The sequence below is a fragment of the Achromobacter sp. JCM 18799 genome (genome assembly GCF_055395645.1).
Genome location: NZ_AP043866.1, coordinates 4,225,983 through 4,247,076 on the forward strand (window position 1 = coordinate 4,225,983; position 21,094 = coordinate 4,247,076).

Consider the following 21,094-nt stretch of genomic DNA (forward strand, 5'->3'; position numbering starts at 1 on the left):
TGCAGCAATCAAATCACGCCTGCGGATCATGGAACGCAGGCGGCATGATCTTATTACCAGAATGACTTAGACGGTCGCCGCAGCTGCCTGTTACGGTTATGAACCCCTTTCCCCTGCCGCATTGCGCCAGGCGAGCGCAAGGGCTCAGACCGAGAAGACTTCAAGGGCAGTAGACATGTACGTGTATGACCCCGTCGACCAGCAGCTCGTCGAGCAACGCGTGGCGCAATTCTCCGACCAGACGCGCCGCTTCCTCGATGGCCAACTAACGGAAGATGAATTCCGCGTTTTGCGCCTGCAAAACGGCCTGTACATCCAGCGCCACGCGCCCATGTTGCGCGTCGCCATTCCCTACGGCATCCTGGCGTCGCGCCAACTGCGCACGCTGGCGCACATTGCCCGCAAATGGGACCGCGGCTACGGCCATTTCAGCACCCGCCAGAACATCCAGTTCAACTGGCCCAAGCTGGAAGACGTGCCGGCCATCCTGGCCGAACTCGCCACGGTGCAGATGCACGCCATCCAGACCAGCGGCAACTGCATCCGCAACACCACCACCGACCACTTCGCCGGCGTCGCGCCGGACGAGCTGGTGGATCCGCTGGTGTGGTGCGAGATCATCCGCCAGTGGTCCACGCTGCATCCCGAATTCGCCTTCCTGCCGCGCAAGTTCAAGATCGCGGTCAGCGGCGCGGTGCAGGACCGCGCGGCCGTGGGCGTGCACGACATCGGCCTGCAAGCCGTCGAACGCGACGGCAAGCTGGGCTTCCGGGTCTGGGTCGGCGGCGGGTTGGGCCGCACGCCCATCGTCGGCAAGCTGATCAACCCCTTCGTCGAATGGCAGGACCTGCTGACCTATCTGCAGGCCGCGCTGCGGGTCTACAACCTGCACGGCCGCCGCGACAACAAGTACAAGGCGCGCATCAAGATCCTCGTCAAGGACCTGACGCCGGAAGTCTATGCGCAACAGGTGGACGAACAGTGGCAGCTCATCAAGGGCGGCCCCGACACCATCACCCAGGAATTCGTCGACAGCATCAAGGCCCGCTTCGTCTGGCCGCAATACGACGCCACTGCCGCGCAGGACGTGGACAACACCGCCGCGCTGGCCGCCGCCGATCCGCGCTTTGCGCGCTGGCTGCGCACCAACGTGCATCCGCACAAGGTGGCCGGCTATGCCGCGGTCACCGTGTCGCTCAAGCCCACCGGCGTGCCGCCGGGCGATATCACCGCCGACCAGATGGACGCGGTGGCCGACCTGGCCGACGACTACGGCTTCGGCGAGCTGCGCGTCTCGCACGAGCAGAACCTGATCCTGGCCGACGTGCGCCGCGCGCGCCTGCATGAACTCTGGACCACGTTGCAGGCGCTGAACCTGGCCACGCCCAACATCGGGCTGCTGACCAACATCATCGCCTGTCCGGGCGGGGATTTCTGCGCGCTGGCCAATGCCGTCTCCATCCCCGTGGCCGAAGCCATCCAGCGCCAGTTCGACAACCTCGACTATCTCTTCGAGATCGGCGAGCTGGACCTGAACATCTCGGGCTGCATCAACTCCTGCGGCCACCATCACGTGGGCCATATCGGCATTCTTGGCGTCGATAAGGCCGGCGAGGAGTGGTATCAGGTCACCATCGGCGGTCGCCAGAACGGCGCCGCCAAGCCGCTGCCCGACATCGAATCCACGCGCGGCGGCGGCGCCGCCATCGGCCGCATCATCGGCCCCTCATTCGCGCGCGAGCAGGTCGCGGGCGTGGTGGACCGCCTGATCCGCACTTACCTGGGCCTGCGCGACAGCGAAGAGGAACGCTTCATCGACGTGGTAGACCGGGTCGGCATCGATCCCTTCAAGCAGGATGTCTACTCCGATCCCGCCTTCGCCAAACCCGCGCAGCAAGCCGAGGCCGCCCATGTCTGAAATCTATCCGCACGACGCCCCCGGCCCGCACCTGATCCGCAACGGCCGCCTGGAAGCGGACGCCTCGCGCGCCTTCACGCCTGAACCCGAGGTTCCCGCCGAGGGCCAGGTGCCTGGCGACGCGCCGGGCTGGATCGTGCCGCTTTCCGTCTGGAAGACCTCGCGCGCCACCCTGCGCCGCCACCAGCATCCCGTCGCGGTCCTGCTCGACCCCGACGCGGATCTGCGCGACCTGGCCGAAGCCGACGGCACCCTGGACCCCGCCGGCATTGCCTTCATCGCCGTGGATTTTCCGGTCTACACCGATGGCCGCGGCTATTCGTTGGCACAGCTGCTGCGCACGCGCTACCAGTGGCAAGGCGAACTGCGCGCGGTCGGCGACGTGATGATCGACACCATCCACTACCAGGCGCGCGTTGGCTTCGACAGCTTCCTGGTCAAGCCCGGCCACGATCCGCACAAGGCCCTGGAAGCCTTCAGGACTTTCACGGTGCATTACCAGAAGACCTACCGGGTGCCGACGCCGGCAGCCGCCTAGGCAGCCGGAAACCCCGGCAACGCCCAGCGCTGCGTCCTGACCTCGTCCTGCGCCAGCTGGGCGCGGATCAGGTCGGCGATATTGCGCTGGCGCGCCGCCTGCATGCGGCTGATCAGGCTGGACACGCTGACGGCCAGGCGCGGATATCCGCCTGCATCGCACAAGGCCACGCCCACGCCCAGCACGCCGGGCACCGCCGCGTTGCCCACCACCGACCAGCCGCGTCCGCGCGTGTTCTCCACCAGGCGCCGCATCTGCGCCACCGTCATGCCGCCGTAGGCGCGCAACGCCTGCTCGTTCTGCGCAATCACCTCTTCCGACTCGTCAGGCGGCAGCGCGGCCAATAGCGCCAGGCCGGCCGCCCCCACGCCCAGCGGCTGGCGGTGCCCCACCGTAACCGCCAGCACCTGCACGGGATAGTTGCCCACTTCACGGTGCAGGCAGAGCGAATCGTTGCCCGCGCGGCAGATGAGAAAAGCGGAATCGCCGCTGACGTCGCTGATCTGCCGCAGCACCGGCCGCAGGCTGCGCACGGCCTGCGCATGCGGATCGCCCGCCATCATCACGCCCAGCTCGGCCACGCGCCAGCGCGGCGCTTCGGACTCGCGCAGGGCGTAGCCCTCCTGAACCAGCACGTCGAGATAGCGGTAGGCCGTGGTCCGCTGCATGCCCGCCGCACGCGCGATGTCGACCACGTGCATGCCCGCCGCCCCCGCCTGCCGCAGCACGCCCAGCACGCGCAACCCGCGGCGCAACACGCGCGGCCCCGTGTCTTCGGATTCTAGTTTGTTCATTTTTTGGACAGCTTGCGTTGATGAGGCCTCTATCAAAGCCCAATATGAAGCCGGGCAGACGCAGATTTGTCCAAATATTAGACAAACAGGACGGAGACAACAATGAAGATCCAAAGCAAGCGGTGGGCCGCCGCGGCGGCCGCCCTGGGCGCGCTGCTCGCGGCCCCGGCCCTGGCGGCCCAACCCTATCCCGAGCGTCCCGTGACGCTGGTGGTCGGCTACGCCGCCGGCGGCGCCACTGACATCGTGGCGCGCCTGATGGCGAAGTCCCTCGCGGAAGAACTGGGCCAGACTTTCGTGGTCGAGAACAAGACCGGCGCCAACAGCAACATCGGCGCGGAAATCGTCGCGCGCGCCGCGCCAGACGGCTACACGCTGTACGTCGGCTCCATCGCCAACACCATCAACCGCACGCTGTACAGCCAGCTCAACTATGACTTCGTGAAGGGCTTCGAGCCGGTGGGCCTGTTGGCGACCATTCCGAACATCCTGGTGGTCAATCCCAAGCTGCCGGTCAAGACCGTGCAGGAATACGTGGCTTACGCCAAGAAGAACCCGGGCAAGCTGACCTGCGCCTCGTCGGGCAGCGGCTCGTCCATCCATCTGTCGTGCGAACTGTTCAAGATGCAGACCGGCACCGACATCCTGCACGTGCCGTACCGCGGCAGCGGCCCGGCCGTGGCCGACTTGCTGGGCGGCCAGGTGGATTCCATGTTCGACAACCTGCCCTCGTCGCTGCCGCACGTGCAGGCCGGCAAGCTGCGCGCCATCGGCGTCACCTCGCCGCAGCGTCTGCCGTCCGCGCCCGACACGCCCACCCTGGCCGAATCCGGCTTGGCCGGCTTCGACGTGGAATCCTGGTTCGGCGTGATGGCGCCGGCGGGCACCCCCAAACCCGTCGTCGAACGCCTGAACCAGGCCATCAACAAGGCGCTGGCCAGCCCGGCGCTGCAGGCGTCCTACCAGCAGTCCGGCTTCTACGCGCCGCAGCAGCCCAACACGCCCGAGACCTACGCCAGGAAGATCGCCAGCGAGATCGATAAATGGGGCAAGGTCGTCAAGAGCGCCAACCTCAAAGCCAACTAGGAACACCAGGATGTACCCGATAGATTTCTTCTTCCGCGCTGCCGAGCAGTATCCGGACCGCATCGCGCTGGACGGGCCCGAAGGCCAGGTCACGTACTCACGGTTGGCCGCCGACACGCGGGCGCTGGCCGCGGCCTTGCAGGAACTCGATCCTGCGCCGCAAACGCGGGTGGCGATCTGCGCCGGCAATTCCGCTCGGCACATCCTGGCGCTGCTGGCCGTGCTGGCCAGCGGCAAGGTGTGGGTACCGCTCAACTACCGCAGCACCGAGCGCGAGATCGGGCGCATCCTGGACGCCACCGAGCCGTCCATCGTGATCGTGGACGGCGTGGGCGCGCCGCTGGCGCCCGAGGCCCAGGCGCCGCAAGGCCGCCACCACATCCATCTGGAAGACGCGGCGGCGCCGCTGGCGCTGGACGCGCTGCTGGCCCGCTGCGCCGGACGCGAACCGCAACGCCATGCGCTGCCGCGCGACGCCACCCAGGCCATCAAGTTCACCGGCGGCACCACCGGCCTGCCCAAAGGCGTGATGCAGCCTTACCACGCGTGGAACGCGGGCATCATCAACCAGATCATGAACTGGGGCCTGACCCACGAAGACCGCTACGTCGTGGCCGCCCCCATCACGCATGGCACCGGCACCTACCTCTTGCCGGTGCTGGCTTGCGGCGGCGCCCATCTGCTGCTGGATGGCGTCACGCCTGCCAGCATCACCGCCGCCTTCCGCGAACGCGGCGGCACGCTGAGCTTCATGCCGCCCACGCTGATCTACATGATCATGGCGCAACCCGGCGTCTCGCGCGCCGACTTCCCGCGCCTGCGCAACCTGATCTACGGCGGCGCGCCCATGCCCGTGGAAAAGATCGACCGGGCGCGCGACTTCTTCGGCCCGGTGCTGGGCACCACCTACGGCCAGACCGAGGCGCCGCAGATCATGACGGTGCTGCGGCCCGCCGATCTGGAAGCCCCGGAGAACCGCGCCTCGGTCGGACGCGTCACCTGGCTCAGCGACGTGGCCATCATGTCGCCCGACGGCGCGCTGCTGCCGCGCGGCGAGATCGGCGAGGTCGTGGTGCAGGGCGACCTGGTCATGTCCGGCTACTGGCGCCTGCCGGAGAAGACCGCCGAAACGGTCGTGGACGGCTGGCTGCATACCGGCGACACCGGCCTGATCGACACGCGCGGCTATCTGTTCCTGAAGGACCGGCTGCGCGATGTGATCATCACGGGCGGCTTCAACATCTACCCGGTGGACGTGGAGAACGCGCTATCCGCGCATCCCGCGGTGTACGAGTGCTCGGTGTTCGGCCTGCCCGACGACAAATGGGGCGAAGCCGTTCACGCCGCCGTGCAGTTCCATCCCGGTGCGCAGGCCAGCGCGGACGAGTTGAAGACCCACGTGCGCGCCCTGCTCGGCCCCGTGGCCACGCCCAAGCAATTCCACATCCATGACAGTCTGCCGCGCTCCAGCGTGGGCAAGGTGCTGAAAAACGCCGTGCGCGACGCGGCCCTGAAGGAGACCCCATGAAAACGCCCGAAACCCGCCTCTGCGCGCATCACCTCACCGGCATGTCCTACCGCGACGTGGATCTGGTCGAAGACCTGATCGGCAAGAAGACCTTCACCGAAGTCATGATCATGCAGATCCTGGGCCGCGAGGCGCGCCCGGTGGACTTGCGCATCGTCGACGCGGTGCTGGTCACGCTGATGGAGCATGGCCTGACGCCCAGCGCCATCGCCACGCGGCTGATCTACATGAGCGCGCCGGAAAACCTGCAGGGCGCGGTGGCGTCCGGGCTGATGGCGGTGGGCAGCCAGTTCGTCGGCACCATGGAAAACTGTTCGCGCCTGCTGGACCGCATCCACCAGGCCGACGATGGCCGCACGGAAGCCCTGGCGATCGCCCGCGAATTCCGCGAATCGCGCAGCGCGTTGCCCGGCTTCGGACACCATCTGCACAAGCCCGACGACCCGCGCTCGATCAAGCTGCTGGCGCTGGCCGAGGCCGAACCAGAGCTCAAGGGCGACTCGCTCAAGGCGCTGCGCCTGCTCTCGGCCGCCATCGACGAGACCTACGGCAAGCACATCACCATCAACGCCACCGGCGCGGTGGCGGCGCTGCTCAGCGAGATCGGCGTGCCGACCGAACTGATGCGCGGCTTCGCCGTCATCTCGCGCGCCGCCGGCCTGGTGTCGCACGTGGCCGAGGAACAGCAAAGCCCGTCCGGGCGCTACATCTGGGAAACCATCGACCACGCCATACCCTATGTGGGCCGTGGCAAGACGCATCAGGACGCAGAGCAAGCGTAACGGCACAGCCGCATGGACGGGGGAATGGCCGGCGAGTACGCCTGGCCGCTCCTCCGGCAGCGCTCAACCCAGGTTCGGCGCCAGGGTGCGCTTCAGGTCTTCGATGCTGCGGCCGCTGCGGGCCGCGTAGTCCTGCAGCTGGTCTTCGCCGATCACGCCCACATTGAAGTACTGCGACTGCGGGTGGCTGAAGTAGAAGCCGGACACGCTGGAAGCCGGGTACATGGCGTAGCTGTCGGTCAGCATCATGCCGATGTCGGCGCCGTCCAGTACGCGGAACATGTCGGTCTTGATGACGTGTTCCGGGCAGGCCGGATAGCCGGGCGCGGGGCGGATGCCCACGTATTTCTCGGCGATCATGTCCTCGTTGGACAGGGCTTCGTCGGGCGCGTAGCCCCACAGGTCCTGGCGCACGCGGGCATGCAGGCATTCGGCGAAGCCTTCGGCCAGGCGGTCGGCCAGCGACTTGAGCATGATGCTGGAGTAATCGTCCAGCGCCTTTTCGAATTCCGCTTCCTTCTTTTCGATGCCCAGGCCCGCCGTGACGGCGAACATGCCGATGTAGTCCAGCTTGCCGCTGGACTTGGGCGCGATGAAGTCGGACAGCGACTTGTTGCTGACGCCTTCGCGCTTGGCGCCCTGCTGGCGCAGGTTGCGATAGGTGAACAGCACCTCGCTGCGGGTCTCGTCCTTGTAGACCTCGATGTCTTCGTCGTTGATGCTGTTGGCCGGATAGAAGCCCACCACGCCGTTGGCGGTGAGCCAGCGGCCTTCGATGATGCGCTTCATCATGGCCTGGCCGTCGGCGTAGACCTTGCGCGCCTGCTCGCCCACGACCTTGTCGTCCAGGATGGCCGGGAACGGGCCGAACAGGCTCCAGGTCTGGAAGAACGGGCCCCAGTCCACGTACTTGGCGATCTCGGCCAGGTCGTAGCTCTTGAACGTGCGGCGGCCGATGAACTTGGGGCGCGGCGGCGTGTAGTTGTCCCAGTCGATAGCGGGGCGCGAGGCGCGCGCTTCGGCCAGCGGCAGGATGGGCGTGGCCTTGCGGTTGGCGTGGCGGCGGCGCACCTCTTCGTATTCCTGGGCCAGATCGGCCAGGTAGGCTTCCGACTGATCCGACATCAGGCTGGTGGCCACGCCCACTGAACGGCTGGCGTCCGGCACGTAGATCACCGGGCCTTCGTAGTTGGGCGCGATCTTCACGGCGGTATGCACGCGGCTGGTGGTGGCCCCGCCTATCATCAGCGGCAGCTTGCGGCTGCGGAAGTATTCGTCGCGCTGCATTTCGCTGGCGACGTAGGCCATTTCTTCCAGGCTGGGCGTGATCAGGCCGGACAGGCCGACGATGTCGGCGTTCTCTTCCTTGGCCTTTTCCAGGATCTGGGCGCAGGGCACCATCACGCCCATGTTCACGACTTCGAAGTTATTGCACTGCAGGACCACCGACACGATGTTCTTGCCGATGTCGTGCACGTCGCCCTTGACCGTGGCGATGACGATCTTGCCCTTGGCGCGCACGTCGCCGCCGGCGGCCGCGATCTGGCGCTTTTCTTCCTCGATGAAGGGAACCAGGTGGGCCACGGCCTGCTTCATGACGCGGGCCGACTTCACCACCTGCGGCAGGAACATCTTGCCCTCGCCGAACAGGTCGCCCACCACGTTCATGCCGTCCATCAGCGGGCCTTCGATCACTTCGATCGGACGGCCGCCGCGCGCGGCGATCTTCTGGCGCACTTCCTCGGTGTCCTCGACGATGAAGGCGGTGATGCCGTGCACCAGCGCGTGCGACAGGCGGGCCTCGACCTCAGCGTTGCGCCAGGTCAGGTCTTCTTCCTTCTTGGCGCCCGAGCCCTTCACGCTGTCGGCGAACTGCACCAGGCGTTCGGTCGGCGTGCGCTCGTCGTCGGCGTCCGTCTTGCCCACGGGCTCGGCGCGGTCCAGCACCACGTCCTCGACCAGGTCGCGCAGCTTGGGATCCAGGTCGGCGTACACGCCCAGCTGGCCGGCGTTGACGATGCCCATCGTCATGCCTTCCTTCACGGCGTAGTAGAGGAACACCGTGTGGATCGCCTCGCGCATCGGCTCATTGCCGCGGAACGAGAAGCTGACGTTGGACACGCCGCCCGAAATGCGGGCGTAGGGCAGGTTTTCGCGGATCCAGCGCGTGCCTTCGATGAAGTCCACGGCGTAGTGGTTGTGCTCGTCGATGCCGGTCGCGACCGCGAAGACGTTGGGGTCGAAGATGATGTCTTCCGGCGGGAAGCCTTCTTCCTCGACCAGGATCTTGTAGGCGCGGCCGCAGATTTCCTTGCGGCGCTCCAGCGTGTCGGCCTGGCCGAGTTCGTCGAACGCCATCACCACCACGGCGGCGCCGTAGCGGCGGCACAGGCGCGCATGGTGGCGGAAGGGCTCCAGCCCTTCCTTCATGGAGATCGAGTTCACCACGGGCTTGCCCTGCACGCACTTCAGGCCTTCCTCGATGACTTCCCACTTGGAGCTGTCGATCATGATCGGCACGCGCGCGATGTCGGGCTCGGAGGCGATCAGGTTGAGAAAGCGCCGCATGCAGGCCACCGAATCCAGCATGGCCTCGTCCATGTTGATGTCGATGATCTGCGCGCCGTTCTCGACCTGCTGGCGGGCCACGGCCAGCGCCTCGTCGTATTTCTCTTCGCGGATCAGGCGGGCAAACATCTTGCTGCCCGTCACGTTGGTGCGTTCGCCCACGTTGACGTAGAGCGTGTCTTCGTCGATGTTCAGCGGTTCCAGGCCCGACAGGCGGGTCTTCACCGGAATGTCCGGCACGGCGCGCGGGGTCAGCGACATGACCTTGGCCGCGATCTCGCGGATGTGGTCCGGCGTGGTGCCGCAACAGCCGCCCGACATGTTCACCAGGCCAGCACGCGCGAACTCCTCCAGCAGCGCGGAGGTGTCGGCCGGGGTTTCGTCGAAGCCGGTTTCGGCCATCGGGTTGGGCAGGCCGGCGTTCGGATAGACGCAGACGTAGGTGTCGCAGATGCGGGCCAGCTCGGCCACGTAGGGGCGCATCAGCGCCGCTCCCAGCGCGCAGTTCAGGCCGATGGTGATGGGGCGCGCGTGGCGCACCGAGTTCCAGAAGGCTTCCACGGTCTGGCCGGAAAGGATGCGGCCGGACGCGTCGGTCACCGTGCCCGAGATCATCACGGGCAGGCGCACGCCGCGCGCCTCGAACACTTCCTCGGTGGCGAAGATGGCCGCCTTGGCGTTGAGGGTGTCGAAGATGGTTTCGATCAGGACGATGTCGATGCCGCCGTCCAGCAGGCCGTTGAGCTGCTCCACATAGGCGACGCGCAGTTCCTCGAAGGTGACGTTGCGCGCGCCCGGATCGTTCACGTCCGGCGAGATCGAGGCCGTCTTGGGCTGCGGGCCCAGCGCGCCGGCCACGAAACGCGGCCGCTCGGGCGTGCTGTAGGCGTCACAGGCCTCGCGCGCCAGGCGCGCGGACACCAGGTTCAGTTCGTAGGCCAGTTCCGGCAGCTCGTAGTCGCCCTGCGCGATGGTCGTCGCGCCGAAGGTGTTGGTCTCGATGACATCGGCGCCCGCTTCCAGGTATTGCCGGTGGATCTCGGAGATCACGTCCGGGCGCACCAGCGACAGCAGTTCGTTGTTGCCCTTGACGTCCTTGCCGTGGCCGGCGAAGCGCTCGCCGCGGAAGTCCGCCTCGCCCAGCTTGTAGCGCTGGATCATGGTGCCCATGGCGCCATCCAGAATCAGGATGCGCTTGCCCAGCAGGCGGGCGAATTCACCGCCATGGGTATAGGCTTCGGGCGGGTAAGGCAGGCGGGGATACGACACGGGCAGGTCCGGATGGAGTTGGCGATGACGGCGCAATGTGGCGAAAAAGCGAAAAACGCCGCAAAAACAAGCCCTGATCGTAACAAAATGGGCCTATCCGCGCCTCCCGGTGATACAGTTTCGGCCCCGAACCGGTGCTTTCGGCGCACAGGGCAGGCAAGAACGCAACACTTGCCGCACCGCGCGCGAAAGGTAAACGGGAAACAGGAAGAACCTCCCAGGGCTGCCGCCCCACAAGGCGCCGGCAACCCCTGGCTCCAGCCTGTGCTGCCCCCGCAACGGTCCCCATGCGCGCAATGCGCCCATGGCAGCCCGATACCGGCCTGTTCGATCGCAAGGAAGTCCATGCATTGCCGCCAGGCCTACACCGGCCCGCCGCGGCTTGGGCATCCTCCCCATCGTGAATGGCCTGCGGGGTCGCGGGTCGCATCGAGGTTACGTAGATGAAAACCCGCTCCATCCGGCGCTATGCCGGCGCCCTGCTCTGCTCCGCCCCGGCCATCGCCGCCGCCCAGCAAGCCGCCTCCTCCACTCCCCAGCTCGACGCCATCACGGTCACCGCCCAGCGCGTGCCGACCGACGGCCGCACGCTGCCGGTGTCGATCTCGGTCATCACCGCCGAAGACATCGCCGCGTCCAGCGCCCGCACCATGCAGGACGTGCTGTCGACCCAGGCTGGCATCCACCTGATCAACACCAGCAGCTCGAGCGACAACTCCATCGTCGACCTGCGCGGCTTCGGCATCACCGGCGCCAGCAACACGCTGATCCTGATCGATGGCGTCAAGCAGAACACCAACGACCTGTCGGCGCCCAGCCTCGGCGTAGTGCCGCTGGACCAGGTCGAGCGCATTGAAATCGTGCGCGGCAGCGGTTCCGTGCAGTACGGCGGCGGCACCACCGGCGGCGTGATCAACATCATCACGCGTTCCGATTTCACCAAGGAGCCAGTCGCCGCCCGCGCCACCGCCACCTTCGGCAGCTATGGCCTGCGCCAGTACGACGCGGCCGTGTCCATGAACAATGAAAAGGTCGGCGTCGACGCCTACATGCAATCGCTGCACAGCGACGGCTACCGCGACCACAGCGGCGAGCGCCGCGAGGGCGGCGGCGGCGGCATCACGTTCCGCCACGACGACGGCTCGATCCGCCTGTACGGCCGCACCACCACGCAGAAGCTGGAGTTGCCCGGTCCGCGCACGATCAACCCCAAGACCGGCCTGAACGAGTACCAGGACGATCCGCGCGGCTCGAAGAACGACGTCGATTACGTCAAGACCACGACCACTACCTTCGGCCTGCAGCTCGAGCAGGCGATCGGCGCCGGCACCCTGTACGCCGACCTGTCGACCCGCGAGAAAAAGCTCGACGGCCTGACCTACGACGGCTTCGGCGACATCCTGCGCGACCAGAAGCTGGAAGAGAACATCGCCAGCGTGCGCTACCGCCTGCCGATCAACGGCGGCCACAGCATCGTCTTCGGCGCCGACGGCCAGGAAGCCAAGACCACCGCCAACCAGAACGCCTACTACGACTTCCAGCCCTCGAAGTGGCAGTCGCGCCAGCACCAGTACGGCCTGTTCGCCGAAGGCCAGGTGCGCGCCACCGACAGCACCTACGTGACGGCCGGCGTGCGCCGCCAGTACGCCTCCGACGACCTGGACGTGATCTCTGGCTCGGGCACGGCGTCGGACCGCAGCAACCACCTGACCGCCTGGCAGCTGGGCGTGCGCCAGGACCTGCCCGCCGGTTTCGGCGTGTACGGCAAGGTCGGCCGCAGCTTCCGCCTGCCCAACGCCGACGAACTGCTGTCGGTGCAGACCCCGCTGGCGCCGCAGACCTCCACCGACAAGGAAATCGGCGTGACCTGGCAATCGGCCAGCAGCAGCGCCCGCCTGTCGTACTTCCGCTATGACCTGACCAACGAAATCCAGTACAACCCGCTGGCTGATGGCATCTGGGGCCCGGGCACGGGAGCCAACACCAACCTGGACCCGACCCGCCGCCAAGGCATCGAACTGGAAGACCACACCGCGATCTCCAGCAGCTTGTCGCTGGACGCCAACCTGACCTGGATGGAAGCGCAGTTCCGCTCCGGCACCTACGCCGGCGTGGACCTGGCGGGCAAGACCGTGCCGCTGGCGCCCAAGTGGCTGGCCAACGCCGGCGTGACCTGGCGTCCCACCGATGCGTTCCTGTGGAACGTGACGGCGCAATACGTGGGCAAGTCGCGCATGGACAACGACCAGGCCAACCAGTTCGCCAAGGAACTGGACGCCTACGTACTGTTCAACACCAAGGTGGCCACAAGTTCACGCGCAACATCGAAGGCGCCATCGGCGTGAACAACATCTTCGACCGCCAGTACGCCACCTACGGCATCCGCGGCGGCAATGCTTCGTTCGAGATGCTGGGTCCGGTCGCCAATTACAGCCTGTACCCCGCCCCGGGCCGCAATTTCTACGCGTCGCTCACGCTGCGCTACTGATCGCGGCATTCCGATATAGTCGGCGTTCCCCGCTGGCTATATCGGCTTCCTGCATGCCCCTCGCACGTACCCACCCTCGCATCGCTCCGGGGCTGTTTCTGGCCCTGGGCGCGCTGCTGTCCGCGGGACTCGCCGCAGCAGGTCCGGCGACGGATACCGGGGCGGGTTCCGCCGCCGGCGCGGTCATCCAGATCCGCGACGACCAGGGACGCCAGGTCTCGCTGGCCGCTCCCGCCCGGCGCGCCGTCACCCTGGCCCCGCACGCCACCGAGCTGGTCTTTGCCGCCGGTGCGGGCGACGGGCTCATCGCCACCATCCGTGGCAGCGACTATCCGCCCGCCGCCCGCCAGTTGCCCATCATCGGCGACGGCACCCAGCCCGATCCCGAACGCGTGGCTGCCGTACGTCCGGACCTGCTGATCGCCTGGCAGCCCGCCGCCGCCGCGCCGCTGGCGCGGGTGATGGACAAGCTGGGCGTGCCGGTGTTCTACAGCGACCCGCAGACCCTGGCCGCCATCCCCGACGCGGTCGAACGCATGGGCGCGCTGTTCGGCACCGAAGCGCAGGCGCGGCCTGCCGCCCAGGCCCTGCGCGCGCGCCTGGACGCCCTGGCCGTCCGCTATGCCGGCCGCCGCCCCGTGCGCGTCTTCGTGCAGGCGGGGCTGGACCCCATCTACACCTTGAACGACAGCAGCATCGTCAGCGACGCCCTGCGCGTCTGCGGCGGCGTCAATGTCTTCGGCCAGGCGCCCGTGGTGGCGCCCCAGGTCACGCTGGAAAGCGTGCTGGCGGCGCGCCCCGAGGCGGTGCTGGCCGGCATCTCCCGCCCCGAGGACGGCGCCCGCAACCTGGCCGCCTGGCAGGCGCTGGGACTGCCCGCCGCGCGGCTGGGGCATGTGTACGGCGTGGATGCCGACGCGCTGTACCGCCCGGGTCCGCGTTTGATCGACGCCGCCGAGGCGATCTGCGCCGACCTGGACCGCCTGCGCTGAACGTGTCCGCACCACGATCTGCAAATAGTGGAACGCCGCATTTCACCGAGCACGTCTGCCGCGCGGCGCCGTGCTTTATCATTCGTCCAACGTATCGCCAGTCCCCGCGGGTCTCGCATCGTGCGCACCCGCCCTTTGAACCTCCGCCATGACCACTCAAGACACTCTCACCATCGCCGGCCGCGCCTACTCGTCGCGCCTGCTCGTCGGCACCGGCAAGTACAAGGACTTCGAACAGACCCGCGCGGCGTTGGACGCCAGCGGCACCGAGATCGTCACCGTCGCCATCCGCCGCACCAATATCGGCCAGAACGCCGGTGAACCGAACCTGCTGGACTACGTCCCGCCGTCCAAATTCACGCTGCTGCCCAACACCGCCGGCTGCTACAGCGCCGACGAGGCCGTGCGCACGCTGCGCCTGGCGCGCGAACTGCTGGACGGCCACGACCTGGTGAAGCTGGAAGTGCTGGGCGACCCGCAGACCCTCTTCCCCAACATGCCGGAGACCCTGAAGGCCACCAAGACCCTGGTGGACGACGGCTTCAAGGTCATGGTGTATTGCACCGACGATCCCATCCAGTGCCGCATGCTGGAAGACCTGGGCGCGGTCGCCGTGATGCCGCTGGCCTCGCTGATCGGCTCGGGCATGGGCATCCTGAATCCCTGGAACCTGCGCCTGATCATCGAGCAGGCCCGCGTGCCCATCGTGGTGGACGCCGGCGTGGGTACCGCGTCGGACGCCGCCATCGCCATGGAACTGGGCTGCGACGCCGTCCTGATGAACACCGCCATCGCCGGCGCGCGCGATCCGATCCTGATGGCCAGCGCCATGAAGAAGGGCGTGGAAGCCGGCCGCGAGGCCTTCCTGGCCGGCCGCATGCCCAAGAAGCTGTACAGCGGCGCCCCCAGCTCGCCCAACGAAGGCCTGATCACGGCGGGCGCCCCCAAATGAACGGCCGCCAGCAGGCCGCCAGCGGCCGCCCCATCCCCAACGCGCTGACCATCGCTGGCGTCGACCCCTCCGGCGGCGCCGGCATCCTGGCCGACGTCAAGGCCATGAGCGCGCTGGGCGCCTACGGCTGCGCGGTGATCGCCGCGCTGACCGCGCAGAACACCCAGGGCGTCACCGGCATCTCGGCGGTCCCGCCCGCTTTCGTCGGCCAGCAGGTCGACACGCTGTTCGCGGACGTGCGCATCGACGCGGTCAAGATCGGCATGCTGGGCCAGCAGCCGGTGATCCAGGTGGTGGCCGAGAAGCTCGCCAAGTGGGCACCGGCCCACGTGGTGCTGGACCCGGTGATGGTGGCCAAAAGCGGCGACCTGCTGCTGGAACGCGACGCCGTGGGCGCCATGCGCGAGGCCCTGCTGCCGCAGTCCACCCTGCTGACGCCCAACCTGCCCGAAGCCGGCGTGCTGCTGGAAGAGCGTCCGGTCGAGACCGTCAAGGAAATGCGGCGCGTGGCCGAACGCCTGCGCAACAAGCTGGCGCATTCAGGTGAGCGCTGGGTGCTGGTCAAGGGCGGCCACCTGCCCGGCAGCGAGACCATCGACCTGCTGCATGACGGCGACCGCATGATCGAGCTGCCCGGCCACCGCATCGAGACCGTCAACACCCACGGCACCGGCTGCACGCTGTCGGCGGCGCTGGCCGCGCTGCTGCCGCAAACCGGGGACGTGCCCGAGGCGGCGCGCCGCGCCAAGGCCTACCTCACGGAGGCCATCCGCCACGCCGAGCGCCTGTCGGTGGGTTCGGGCCACGGCCCGGTGCACCACTTCCACGCCTGGTGGTAGATCCGGGCGGCGTCTGAAACATCTGTCGGCGGGGTCGGGCGTCACAGTACGCTACGAATCGGTACAATGGTCTGTTGATTCCTCTGTTTTTTCTGACCGTCATGAACGCTTCGACCCTGCCCGACGTAGAACAAGCCCGCTTCAACATGGTGGAACAGCAGATCCGCCCGTGGGACGTTCTGGACGCCAACGTGCTGCAAGCGCTGTTCGATGTGCGCCGCGAACAATTCGTTCCGCCGGCCCTGCGCGCGCTGGCGTTTTCCGACCTGGAACTGCCGCTTGAGATCAACGCGGTCAACACCCGCCAGAACATGCTGGCGCCCAAGGTGGAAGCCCGCCTGGCGCAAGAGCTGCTGCTGACCAAGTCCGACTGCGTGCTGGAAATCGGCACCGGCTCCGGCTACCAGGCCGCGCTGCTGGGCTACCTGGCGCAGCAGGTCACCTCGGTCGAAATCGACAGCCGCCTGGTGACGTTCGCGCAGCAGAACCTGCAGATGAACAACGTCACCAACGTCAAGGTCGAAACCGGCGACGCCCGCAACGGCTGGGGCTCCACCGAATACGACGCCATCCTCGTCACGGGTTCCGTGCCGACCGTCCCCGACGCGCTGAAGTACCAGTTGCGCGTGGGCGGCCGCCTGGTCGTGATCGTGGGCCAGGCGCCCGTCATGACGGCCTGTCGCATCACCCGCACCACCGCGGCCAGCTTCGAAACGGTGAACCTGTTCGAAACCGTCATCAAGCCGCTGCGCGGCGTCACGGTATCCCAGTTCAAGTTCTGATCCCCAACCCTGCCGCCCGGCGCCTGCCCCTCTGACAGGGCCGCCGCGCCCCGGGCGGCCCGGCGTATCGTTGACCACCATGCGTTTCCGATTGCTAACGGCTTTACTGGTTTTTACCTGCGCCGCAAGCGTCGGCCCGACGCTTGTCCGCGCGCAGAACCTGATCCAGATCTGGCAATCGGCGCTGGGCAATGACCCGATCTACGCCGCCGCGCGCGCCAACTACCGCGCCGGCCTGGAAAAAGAACCCCAGGCCCGTTCCCTGCTCCTGCCCCTGATCTCCGCCGAAGCCGGCGGCGCCTACCAGGAAACCCGCAGCACCCGCGGCATGGGCATCGCCTACAGCGGCGGCCGCGGCGTCTGGGACCTGTCCCTGACCCAGCCGCTGTTCGACTGGGGCCGCTGGCAGAATTTCGAGCAATCCAAGCTGGTCGTCGCCGACGTCGAGGTGCAGCTGCAACAGGCCTATCAGGACCTGCTGCTGCGCGTGGCCGACGCCTATTTCAACGTGCTCTACGCCCAGGACACGCTGACCGCCACCGAGGCCGAAAAGGCCGCCGTGGCCGGGCAGCTGGAGTCCGCCAAGCGCAACTTCGAACTCGGCAACGCCACCATCACCGACACCTACGAGGCGCAGGCGCGCTACGACCTGGTGGTGGCGCAGGAACTGCGCCTGCAGAACGACCTGGAAGTCCGCCGCGACGAACTGGCCAAGATCATCGGCACGGCTCCCGGCGCCTTGTCCGAACTGCCCTATGGCGTGCAGCTGCCCGCGCCGCAGCCCGCCCGCGTGGCCGACTGGAGCAACCAGGCGGAGTCCTCCAGCCTGGACGTGTTGCGCGCGCAGCTCCTGACGCGCATCGCCGGCCGCGAGATCCAGATCGCCAAGAGCGGCCATTACCCGACCCTGAACCTGCGCGCCAGCAGCGGCAGCGCCAGCGACGCCGTGATGCGCAATGCCGCGCCGGGCAAGCCCATCGACAGCACCATCGGCGTGGTGCTGTCGATCCCGCTGTACTCGGGCGGCGGGGTCTCGTCGCAAGTGACTGAAAAGGTCCAGCTGGAACAGAAGGCGCGCCACGATTACGAGGCGGCGCGCCGCCAGGCCGTGCAAGCCGCACGCCAGTACTACACCGGCGTCACCAGCGGCCTGGCGCGCATCCAGGCGCTGGAGGCAGGCGAAAAATCCAGCCGCGCCGCGGTCGAAGCCAACCGCACCGGCTACGAGGTCGGCGTGCGCATCAACCTGGACGTACTCAATGCCCAGCAGCAGCTCTACGCCACCCAGCGCGACCTGGCGCTGGCGCGCTACAGCACGGTGCTCGCCAGCCTGCGCCTGAAGGCCACCAGCGGCATCCTGGCCGAGGCAGACCTGGAAGCGATCAACCGCCTGCTGCGGGAACCGCGCTGAGTCCGCGAAGGGACTCGGTTTACTTGTTCTGGATTTTCTTCACGAGCGCCGTGGTCGAGCGCTCGAACTCGAACGGAATCGCCACCGCGCGGCCGCCCCAGGTCTTGACCAGGGCGGTCTCGGGCAGCTTTTCCATGTCGTAGTCGCCGCCCTTGACGATCAGGTCGGGCTTGAGCTGGCCGATCAGGGCCTCGGGCGTGTCCTCATGGAAGGACGTGACCACGGTCACGAAGCCCAGCGCGGCCAGCAAGGCGGCGCGGTCTTCCATGCGGTTCAGCGGGCGTTCGGCGCCCTTGCCCAGGCGGCGCACCGACTCGTCGGTGTTCACCGCCACCACCAGGGTCGCGCCCAGCTGGGCGGCCTGGTCGAGGTAGGTTGCGTGGCCCCGGTGCAGGATGTCGAAGACGCCGTTGGTGAACACCAGCGGCCGCGGATAGCGGCCGGCGGCGACGGCGGCGACGCATTCGTCGCGGGACAGGACCTTGGATTCAAAACGGGCGGCAGGCATGCGGCGATTGTATCGCCCCGGCTCAGGCGCCGCCCAGGATGATCTGCTTTTCCTTCGGCACGATCAGCGCCGTCATTTCCTTGCGGTAGCGGTTCAGGTCCTTCACCGTTTCGAAGCTGCGGTCCATCAGCTTGGACAGGATGTGCAGGATGCGCGTGGCGACCTTCTGCTCCCAGACGCCGTCAAAGCGGATCTGCGTGTCCAGCCAATGCTCCAGCCAGCCAGGTTCCGGCAGGCGCGACTGCACCGTGTCGTTGGGGAACAGGTCCTTGTTCACGTGCAGGTTGGTCGGGTGCAGGGCCTGCTGCGTGCGGCCGGCCGACGCCATCAGCACGCCGATCTTGGAGAACGCCAGGCGGGCCTGCTCGCTCGTGTCCTGGCCGCGGTCGTGCAGCGCGCGGCGCATGTACTGCAGATAGGCGCCGGCGTGGCGGGCCTCGTCCTGGGCCACCGTCTTGTAGATGGCCTTGATGACCGGCTCCGTGTGCCATTCGGCGGCGCGGCGGTACCAGTGGTTCAAACGGACTTCGCCGCAGAAATGCAGCATCAGGGTTTCGAGTTCGGGCGCGGCGTCGAATTCGAAGCGCACGTTGTGCAGTTCTTCCTCGGTGGGCACCAGGTCCGGACGGAAGCGGCGCAGGTATTCGATCAGCACCAGCGAATGCTTCTGTTCTTCAAAGAACCACACCGACATGAACGCGCAGAAATCGCTGTCGCCGCGATTGTCGCGCAGGAACATTTCGGTGGCCGGCAAGGCGGCCCATTCCGTGATGGCGTTCATCTTGATCGTGTGGGCCTGCTCGTCCGAGAGCTTGCTGCGATCGAAGTCGCCCCACGGGATGTCATGCGCCATGTTCCAGCGCACGGCTTCCATGGTCTTGAAGAGTTCAGGATAAAGCATGGTCTGCCCTTGTATTCGTCCCGCTAGTGGGGCTATAGATATAGAAATTAAGAATGGCGCGCGCGCTGCCGGCGAGGGCGCTGCATTCATCCACCGCAGCGCTATTTTTCGCCGTGTACCGCGAAGCTATGATGACCGTTTCATGAATGAAACATGACAGATACCGTCTAGATCATCGCGCCGCCTATCGGGTCAAGGCCCATATCGCGACCCCGATGGCAACCGCGGCCACCCCAACCAGCGCTGCAACCAGCCGGTTGTTCTGTTCCTGGGCCCGCCGCAACTGGATCATCTCGGCCAGCAAGGCGGGCGAGACGTTGGGACGGCTCAGGTGGTCATGGACCAGCCTGGGCAAAGCAGGCAGCATTTGCGACCACTGCGCGGCTTCTTTTTCCAGGCTCTGCCGCAGCCCCTTGAATCCGACGCGCTGACGCATCCAGCGTTCCAGATAGGGCTTGGCGGTCTTCCAGAGATCCAGGTTGGGATCGAGCTGGCGGCCCAATCCTTCAACGTTCAGCAGGGTCTTCTGCAACAGGACCAGCTGCGGCTGGATCTCCACATTGAACCGGCGCGAGGTCTGGAACAGCCGCAAGAGCACCTGCCCCAGCGAGATCTCCGACAACGGCCGGTCAAAGTACGGTTCGCAGACGGCGCGCACGGCGCCCTCCAGCTCTTCTTCGCGCGTATCGGGCGGCACCCAGCCCGATTCAATGTGCAGTTGCGCCACGCGGCGGTAATCGCGGTGGAAGAAGGCCAGGAAATTCTGCGCCAGGTAATTCTTGTCGAACTCGGACAGCGAACCCACGATGCCGAAGTCCAGGGCGATGTAGCTGCCCAGCGTTTCCGGACGGTCCGACACGTAGATGTTGCCCGGGTGCATGTCGGCATGGAAGAAGCCGTCGGTGAAGACCTGCGTGAAGAAGATCTCCACGCCGGTGCGCGCCAGCGTCGGGATGTCGATGCCGGCCTGGCGCATGCGCTCCACCTGGCCTACCGGCATGCCGTACATGCGCTGCATAGTGAAGACCGTGGACGCCGTGTATTCCCAGATCACCTCGGGCACGATCAGCATGTCGCCACGGCCGGACTCGGGGCCGAAGTTGCGGCGCAGCTGGCTGCAGTTGGACGCTTCGCGCACCAGGTCCAGCTCGTCGTGCAGATACTTGTCGAACTCGGCCACCACTTCGCGCGGCTTCAGGCGGCGGCCGTCGGCGCCCAGGCGCTCGATGATGCGCGCCACCACTTTCAGCAGCGACAGGTCTTTCTCGATGATGCTGAGCATGCCCGGACGCAGCACCTTGACCGCGACCTCGCGGCCGTCGTGCAGCACGGCGAAGTGCACCTGCGCGATCGAGGCCGAGGCCACCGGATCCACTTCAAACTGCGCGAACAGCTTCTCGGGCGGCGCACCCAGCGCCGCCTCGATGCAGGCAGCGGCCTGCGCCGAGGGGAACGGCGGCACGCGGTCCTGCAAGAGCGCCAGTTCGTCGGCGATATCGGCGGGGATCAGATCGCGGCGGGTGGACAGCACCTGTCCGAACTTCACGAAGATGGGCCCCAGCGATTCCAGCGCCAGGCGCAGCCTCAAGCCGCGCGGCTTGCGCGGACGCGTGCCCAGGCGGATCACGCGCAACAGGCAGGTGGCCAGCGGATGGTTCAGGCTGGAGAGCACCAGCTCATCCAGGCCATAGCGCAGCGAAACCAGAATGATGCGGAAAAGGCGCAGCAGGGGGAACAT

Annotated in this window: 17 protein-coding genes; 12 read left to right on the top strand and 5 right to left on the bottom strand. The window is 67.0% G+C overall.

What is annotated here, in order from left to right:
• Nucleotides 1-175 precede the first annotated feature (175 nt).
• Together ACZ5YA_RS19880 and ACZ5YA_RS19885 are read left to right on the top strand one after the other, a co-directional pair.
• Nucleotides 176-1,918 (top strand): nitrite/sulfite reductase, encoded by a 1,743-nt coding sequence (locus ACZ5YA_RS19880; RefSeq protein WP_059377508.1) that lies wholly within the window; start codon nt 176-178, stop codon nt 1,916-1,918.
• Entirely contained in the window at nt 1,911-2,456 is a 546-nt protein-coding gene (locus ACZ5YA_RS19885) for a DUF934 domain-containing protein (protein WP_464091129.1), read from the top strand. The genes ACZ5YA_RS19880 and ACZ5YA_RS19885 overlap by 8 nt, the downstream gene beginning before the upstream one ends.
• On the opposite strand, the gene ACZ5YA_RS19890 is transcribed toward ACZ5YA_RS19885, so the two are convergent.
• Entirely contained in the window at nt 2,453-3,250 is a 798-nt protein-coding gene (locus ACZ5YA_RS19890; RefSeq protein WP_251878765.1) for an IclR family transcriptional regulator, read from the bottom strand. The genes ACZ5YA_RS19885 and ACZ5YA_RS19890 overlap by 4 nt on opposite strands.
• Nucleotides 3,251-3,352: 102 nt before the next feature.
• Between ACZ5YA_RS19890 and ACZ5YA_RS19895 the strand changes: the two genes are divergently transcribed.
• From ACZ5YA_RS19895 to ACZ5YA_RS19905, 3 genes are read left to right on the top strand one after another with little or no spacing between them, the layout of a single operon-like run.
• A complete protein-coding gene (locus tag ACZ5YA_RS19895; protein ID WP_306635085.1) occupies nt 3,353-4,336 on the top strand; it encodes a Bug family tripartite tricarboxylate transporter substrate binding protein in 984 nt (327 codons plus the stop codon).
• Nucleotides 4,337-4,346: 10 nt separating this feature from the next.
• Entirely contained in the window at nt 4,347-5,864 is a 1,518-nt protein-coding gene (locus tag ACZ5YA_RS19900; protein WP_464091130.1) for a class I adenylate-forming enzyme family protein, read from the top strand.
• Nucleotides 5,861-6,646, top strand: a complete 786-nt coding sequence (locus tag ACZ5YA_RS19905) for a citryl-CoA lyase (protein ID WP_059377495.1) — start codon at nt 5,861-5,863, stop codon at nt 6,644-6,646. Before ACZ5YA_RS19900 ends, ACZ5YA_RS19905 begins: the two co-directional genes overlap by 4 nt.
• A 63-nt stretch (nt 6,647-6,709) precedes the next feature.
• Here the strand turns inward: ACZ5YA_RS19905 and metH are convergent, their stop codons facing one another.
• Nucleotides 6,710-10,483 carry a methionine synthase gene (gene metH, locus ACZ5YA_RS19910; protein ID WP_118933646.1) on the bottom strand — a complete coding sequence of 1,258 codons (3,774 nt, stop codon included), beginning with the start codon at nt 10,481-10,483 and terminating at the stop codon, nt 6,710-6,712.
• A gap of 443 nt (nt 10,484-10,926) precedes the next feature.
• Here metH and ACZ5YA_RS19915 point away from each other — a divergent pair, with 443 nt between their 5' ends.
• From ACZ5YA_RS19915 to ACZ5YA_RS19945, 7 genes are all read left to right on the top strand, one after another.
• The gene (locus ACZ5YA_RS19915; RefSeq protein ID WP_464091131.1) at nt 10,927-12,828 is read left to right on the top strand and encodes a TonB-dependent receptor; all 1,902 of its coding nucleotides are present in this window, start codon (nt 10,927-10,929) and stop codon (nt 12,826-12,828) included.
• On the top strand, nt 12,825-12,971 hold the full coding sequence (locus ACZ5YA_RS19920; RefSeq protein ID WP_464091132.1) for a hypothetical protein: 147 nt from the start codon (nt 12,825-12,827) through the stop codon (nt 12,969-12,971). Before ACZ5YA_RS19915 ends, ACZ5YA_RS19920 begins: the two co-directional genes overlap by 4 nt.
• Nucleotides 12,972-13,024: 53 nt before the next feature.
• The gene (locus ACZ5YA_RS19925; RefSeq protein WP_464091133.1) at nt 13,025-13,963 is read left to right on the top strand and encodes a cobalamin-binding protein; all 939 of its coding nucleotides are present in this window, start codon (nt 13,025-13,027) and stop codon (nt 13,961-13,963) included.
• A gap of 148 nt (nt 13,964-14,111) precedes the next feature.
• A complete protein-coding gene (locus ACZ5YA_RS19930) occupies nt 14,112-14,915 on the top strand; it encodes a thiazole synthase (RefSeq protein ID WP_464091134.1) in 804 nt (267 codons plus the stop codon).
• Nucleotides 14,912-15,754 carry a bifunctional hydroxymethylpyrimidine kinase/phosphomethylpyrimidine kinase gene (gene thiD / locus ACZ5YA_RS19935; RefSeq protein WP_464091135.1) on the top strand — a complete coding sequence of 281 codons (843 nt, stop codon included), beginning with the start codon at nt 14,912-14,914 and terminating at the stop codon, nt 15,752-15,754. The genes ACZ5YA_RS19930 and thiD overlap by 4 nt, the downstream gene beginning before the upstream one ends.
• Before the next feature lie 101 nt (nt 15,755-15,855).
• The gene (locus tag ACZ5YA_RS19940; RefSeq protein WP_059377489.1) at nt 15,856-16,536 is read left to right on the top strand and encodes a protein-L-isoaspartate O-methyltransferase family protein; all 681 of its coding nucleotides are present in this window, start codon (nt 15,856-15,858) and stop codon (nt 16,534-16,536) included.
• A gap of 79 nt (nt 16,537-16,615) precedes the next feature.
• The gene (locus tag ACZ5YA_RS19945) at nt 16,616-17,947 is read left to right on the top strand and encodes a TolC family outer membrane protein (RefSeq protein ID WP_059377668.1); all 1,332 of its coding nucleotides are present in this window, start codon (nt 16,616-16,618) and stop codon (nt 17,945-17,947) included.
• A 19-nt stretch (nt 17,948-17,966) separates the two neighbouring features.
• Here the strand turns inward: ACZ5YA_RS19945 and rfaE2 are convergent, their stop codons facing one another.
• From rfaE2 to ubiB, 3 genes are all read right to left on the bottom strand, one after another.
• Complete coding sequence (gene rfaE2, locus ACZ5YA_RS19950; protein ID WP_059377488.1) at nt 17,967-18,455, bottom strand: D-glycero-beta-D-manno-heptose 1-phosphate adenylyltransferase; 489 nt, start codon at nt 18,453-18,455, stop codon at nt 17,967-17,969.
• A gap of 22 nt (nt 18,456-18,477) precedes the next feature.
• On the bottom strand, nt 18,478-19,356 hold the full coding sequence (locus ACZ5YA_RS19955) for a ferritin family protein (RefSeq protein WP_054454988.1): 879 nt from the start codon (nt 19,354-19,356) through the stop codon (nt 18,478-18,480).
• A 184-nt stretch (nt 19,357-19,540) separates the two neighbouring features.
• The gene (gene ubiB / locus ACZ5YA_RS19960) at nt 19,541-21,094 is read right to left on the bottom strand and encodes a ubiquinone biosynthesis regulatory protein kinase UbiB (protein WP_059377486.1); all 1,554 of its coding nucleotides are present in this window, start codon (nt 21,092-21,094) and stop codon (nt 19,541-19,543) included.

Coding starts and splice junctions, on each gene's coding strand:
- ACZ5YA_RS19880 (WP_059377508.1), top strand. CDS start 176: ATGTACGTGTATGACCCCGTCGACCAGCAGCTCGTCGAGCAACGCGTG.
- ACZ5YA_RS19885 (WP_464091129.1), top strand. CDS start 1,911: ATGTCTGAAATCTATCCGCACGACGCCCCCGGCCCGCACCTGATCCGC.
- ACZ5YA_RS19890 (WP_251878765.1), bottom strand. CDS start 3,250: ATGAACAAACTAGAATCCGAAGACACGGGGCCGCGCGTGTTGCGCCGC.
- ACZ5YA_RS19895 (WP_306635085.1), top strand. CDS start 3,353: ATGAAGATCCAAAGCAAGCGGTGGGCCGCCGCGGCGGCCGCCCTGGGC.
- ACZ5YA_RS19900 (WP_464091130.1), top strand. CDS start 4,347: ATGTACCCGATAGATTTCTTCTTCCGCGCTGCCGAGCAGTATCCGGAC.
- ACZ5YA_RS19905 (WP_059377495.1), top strand. CDS start 5,861: ATGAAAACGCCCGAAACCCGCCTCTGCGCGCATCACCTCACCGGCATG.
- ACZ5YA_RS19915 (WP_464091131.1), top strand. CDS start 10,927: ATGAAAACCCGCTCCATCCGGCGCTATGCCGGCGCCCTGCTCTGCTCC.
- ACZ5YA_RS19925 (WP_464091133.1), top strand. CDS start 13,025: ATGCCCCTCGCACGTACCCACCCTCGCATCGCTCCGGGGCTGTTTCTG.
- ACZ5YA_RS19930 (WP_464091134.1), top strand. CDS start 14,112: ATGACCACTCAAGACACTCTCACCATCGCCGGCCGCGCCTACTCGTCG.
- thiD (WP_464091135.1), top strand. CDS start 14,912: ATGAACGGCCGCCAGCAGGCCGCCAGCGGCCGCCCCATCCCCAACGCG.
- ACZ5YA_RS19940 (WP_059377489.1), top strand. CDS start 15,856: ATGAACGCTTCGACCCTGCCCGACGTAGAACAAGCCCGCTTCAACATG.
- ACZ5YA_RS19945 (WP_059377668.1), top strand. CDS start 16,616: ATGCGTTTCCGATTGCTAACGGCTTTACTGGTTTTTACCTGCGCCGCA.
- rfaE2 (WP_059377488.1), bottom strand. CDS start 18,455: ATGCCTGCCGCCCGTTTTGAATCCAAGGTCCTGTCCCGCGACGAATGC.
- ACZ5YA_RS19955 (WP_054454988.1), bottom strand. CDS start 19,356: ATGCTTTATCCTGAACTCTTCAAGACCATGGAAGCCGTGCGCTGGAAC.
- ubiB (WP_059377486.1), bottom strand. CDS start 21,094: ATGTTCCCCCTGCTGCGCCTTTTCCGCATCATTCTGGTTTCGCTGCGC.